Origin of the sequence: uncultured Georgenia sp. (assembly GCF_937958535.1) — a bacterium.
Lineage (GTDB): Bacteria > Actinomycetota > Actinomycetes > Actinomycetales > Actinomycetaceae > Oceanitalea.
This window is the reverse complement of sequence record NZ_CALGNQ010000237.1, coordinates 1-3706: the sequence shown is the minus strand read 5'-3', so window position 1 is coordinate 3706 and position 3706 is coordinate 1. Positions and strand designations below refer to the sequence as shown.

Here is a 3706-nt window from a genome sequence, read left to right as displayed (position 1 = left end):
GGGCCACCGACCACGCCGGCAACACCACCGAAGGCACCATCACCTTCACCGTCGTAGAGGAAGACACCGGCCCCGACCCCGACACCACCCCACCCGAGGTCACCACCACCGTCACCGGCGACCAGGACGAGGACGGCAGCTACATCGGCTCAGCCACCGTCACCATCACCGCCACCGACGACGACTCCGGCATCGACACCGTCCAGTACACCCTCGACGACGGCGACTGGACCACCTACGACGGCCCCATCACCATCACCCAGCCCGGCCACCACACCCTGACCTACCGGGCCACCGACCACGCCGGCAACACCACCGAAGGCACCATCACCTTCACCGTCGTGGAGGAAGACCCCGGACCGGGTGAGCCCGGCGAGTGCTCCGACACCCGTGCCACCGTCGTCATCGGCGGGATCGACACGGGCGTGGAGAACGCCGAGGTCGGTGACGGCTGCACGATCAACGACCTCATCGCCGAGGACGGTGAGTACGGCACCCACGGGGCGTTCGTCCGGCACGTGGGTGACGTCGTCCGGGCGCTGACCGCCGACGGCGTGCTCGACCAGCGCTCCGCCGGCACCATCCTGCGCGCCGCCGCAGCCTCGGACGTCGGGAGGTAGGCGCACCGCTCCCACCGCACCGATGCCGGCAGCCGGGCCCCACCAGGGCGCCCGGCTGTCGGCATCTACTGCCGCACTCCCTCCTGTCCGGCTCGGGGACGCGTCTCACGCGCCGTCCACAGCAGCGGCGACCGCGGCGAGCAGCGCGTCCCACACCGGTCCGATGTCGGCGTGCGGCGGCGCCGGGTGGAGCCGGTTGGTGAGGAGCACGACGACGGTCCCGCGCTCCCGGTCCACCGCGAGCTCGGTGCCGGTGAACCCGCCGTGCCCCACACCGCCGGCCGCGGGCCCGTCGACGACGGCGAGCCGGTCGGTCCGGAAGCCCAGGCCCTGGCCGCGGTGGAACGCGTCGCGGCTGGTGGTGACGATCCCGCTGTTCCTGCCGCTCACCGTGGGGGTGGTCGCCGGGGACACCATCGCGGGCGAGGCGAGCCTGGGCACGCTGCGCTACCTCCTCCTCGCCCCCGTGGAACGCGGCCGGCTGCTGCTGGTGAAGTACCTCGGCGCGGCCACGTTCTGCCTGGCGGCGACCCTGAGCATCGTCCTCGCCGGCTCGCTCGTCGGCGCCGCGCTGTTCCCGGTGGGGCCGGTGACGCTGCTGTCCGGCGACACGATCGGCGCGTGGGAGGCGCTGTGGCGGGCACTGCTGGTGGCGGGCTACGTGACGGTGTCGCTGCTCGGCCTGGCCGCGGTGGGCCTGTTCGTCTCGACGTTGACCGTGGCGCCGGTCGGGGCGATGGCGGCGACGGCGGTGCTCGCCATCGTCGTCCAGATGCTCGGGTCCCTCGACCAGATCGCTTGGCTGCACCCGTGGCTGCTCAGCGAGCACTGGCTCGGCTTCGTCGACCTGCTGCGCAACCCGGTGCGCTGGGACTCCTTCGTCGACAACGCCCTGCTCCAGCTCGGGTACGTCGTCGTCTTCGGGGCCCTCGCCTACGGCCGCTTCACCACCAAGGACGTCCTCTCCTGACCTCTCCTGACCTCTCCCGCCGACAGCCCACTTCCCACCCACAGCCCACTTCCCACCGAGAGCTCAGTTCCCACCGACAGCTCACTTCCCACCGAGAGCCCGCTTCCCGACGACGTGCGCGTCACGTCGTCGCGACGCCCGGGCAGCGGCCGCTCGCTAGCCTCGGAGGATGTCGTCCGCGTTCACGCCGCCGCCCGCCTTCACCACCCGGCCCACCCTCCGGGGCACCTTCGGGATGGCCGCCTCGACGCACTGGATCGCCACCGCGACGGCGCAGTCGGTGCTCGAGCGCGGCGGGAACGCCTTCGACGCCGCCGTCGCCGCGGGGTTCGTGCTCCACGTCGTCGAGCCGCACCTCAACGGCCCCGGTGGGGACATGCCGGCGATCTTCACCACGGCGCAGGATCCGGGGCGCCCGGTGGTCCTCATGGGCCAGGGGCCGGCGCCGGCCGGCGCCGGCCGAGAGTACTACCGCTCCCTGGGGCTGGAGCTTGTCCCCGGCGCGGGGGCGCTGGCGGCCGCCGTCCCGGGTGCGGTCGACGCCTGGCTGCTGCTCCTGCGTGACCACGGCACCTGGGAGCTCGCCGACGTCCTCGCCCCGGCGATCGGCTACGCCCGCGACGGCCACCCCGTGCTCGCCGCGACCTGCCGAACCATCGCCCAGGTCGAGCGGCTGTTCACCGAGCACTGGCCCACCTCCGCGGCGCTCTGGCTGCCCGACGGGCGGGTGCCGCGGCCGGGCGAGCTCGTGCGCAACCCCGCCTACGCCCGCACGTTGGAGCGGCTGGTCGAGGCGGGCTCGGGCGCCGGTGACCGCGTCGCCCGGGTCGAGGCCGCACGCCACGTCTGGCGGGAGGGTTTCGTCGCCGAGGCCGTCGCGGCGTCCGCCTCCCGGCCGCACCGCCACTCCGACGGCGGCGACCACGCCGGCGTCATCACCGCGGCGGACCTCGCCGCCTTCACCGCCTCCTACGAGCCGGCCGTCACCGCCGAGTTCCGCGGCCACACGATCGCCAAGACCGGTCCGTGGGGCCAGGGCCCGGTCCTCCTCCAGATGCTCACGGTGCTCGACGGTCTCGACGACGAGCTGCTCGACCCCTCCACCGCCGCCGGCGCACACACCGTCCTCGAGGTGCTCAAGCTCGCCCTCGCCGACCGGGACGCCTACTACGGCGACGACGACACCGCCCGCGCCGCGCTCGACGTCCTCCTCTCCCCGGCGTACGCCGCCCAGCGCCGAGCGCTGGTCGGCCAGGCCGCCTCCCACGAGCTGCGTCCGGGGCACGTCCCCGGTGTCGCGCCCTTCCGCCCACCGCTGCGCGAGACCTACGCCCCGGGCACCGCGGGGGTCGGGGAGCCGACGGTGAGCCCCACCGGCGACCGGCGCGGTGACACCTGCCACATCGACGTCGTCGACCGGTGGGGCAACATGATCTCCGCGACGCCGTCCGGCGGCTGGCTGCAGTCCTCCCCCACCATCCCCGAGCTGGGGTTCTGCCTCGGCACCCGGCTGCAGATGACGTGGCTGGAGGGCGGCGCGGCGTCGTCCCTGGAGCCCGGACGCCGGCCGCGCACCACGCTCACCCCCACCCTCGTGCTCCGCGACGGGCAGCCGGTGGCCGCGCTCGGCTCGCCCGGCGGGGACCAGCAGGACCAGTGGCAGCTCCTCTACCTGCTGCGCACGATCGTCGGCGGGTACGAGCCGCAGCAGGCGGTCGACGCCCCGGCCTTCCACACCCGCTCGATGCCCGACTCCTTCTGGCCGCGCACCTGGGACCCGGGCCGGGCCGTCGTCGAGGACCGGCTCGGGGAGGACGTCCTCACCGCGCTGGAGCGGCGCGGCCACCGCGTCACCCGCGCCGGTGACTGGACGCTGGGCCGGCTGTCCGTCGTCACCCGCGACCCCGAGACGGGGCTGCTCGGCGCGGCGGCCAACCCGCGCGGGATGCAGGGCTACGCGGCGGGGCGGTAGCCGTCATCGCTGCCGCGGCGTCCAGTCGCGGCGGAGCAGGACGAGCACGCCCCCGACGGCGAACATCGCCACCGCCCCCAGCCAGCCCACGCGGTAGTCGCCGGTCGTGTCGACCACCCGCCCGAACGTCACCGGACCGACCGC

Annotated in this window: 4 protein-coding genes; 3 read left to right on the top strand and 1 reads right to left on the bottom strand. The window is 74.6% G+C overall.

Annotated features, from left to right (window positions below; genetic code table 11):
* Nucleotides 1-620: PKD domain-containing protein (locus Q0195_RS12410; RefSeq protein ID WP_299279026.1), on the top strand; the 620-nt coding region annotated here is incomplete at its 5' end.
* A 105-nt stretch (nucleotides 621-725) separates the two neighbouring features.
* On the opposite strand, the gene Q0195_RS12405 is transcribed toward Q0195_RS12410, so the two are convergent.
* Nucleotides 726-947, bottom strand: a complete 222-nt coding sequence (locus tag Q0195_RS12405) for a serine hydrolase (protein WP_366518107.1) — start codon at nucleotides 945-947, stop codon at nucleotides 726-728.
* On the opposite strand from Q0195_RS12405, the gene Q0195_RS12400 reads away from it, so the two are divergent.
* On the top strand, nucleotides 868-1590 hold the full coding sequence (locus Q0195_RS12400) for an ABC transporter permease (RefSeq protein ID WP_366518106.1): 723 nt from the start codon (nucleotides 868-870) through the stop codon (nucleotides 1588-1590). The two genes, Q0195_RS12405 and Q0195_RS12400, sit on opposite strands and share 80 nt — an antisense overlap.
* A 169-nt stretch (nucleotides 1591-1759) precedes the next feature.
* The gene (locus tag Q0195_RS12395) at nucleotides 1760-3562 is read left to right on the top strand and encodes a gamma-glutamyltransferase (protein ID WP_299279024.1); all 1803 of its coding nucleotides are present in this window, start codon (nucleotides 1760-1762) and stop codon (nucleotides 3560-3562) included.
* Nucleotides 3563-3706 lie beyond the last annotated feature (144 nt).

Coding starts and splice junctions, on each gene's coding strand:
- Q0195_RS12395 (WP_299279024.1), top strand. CDS start 1,760: ATGTCGTCCGCGTTCACGCCGCCGCCCGCCTTCACCACCCGGCCCACC.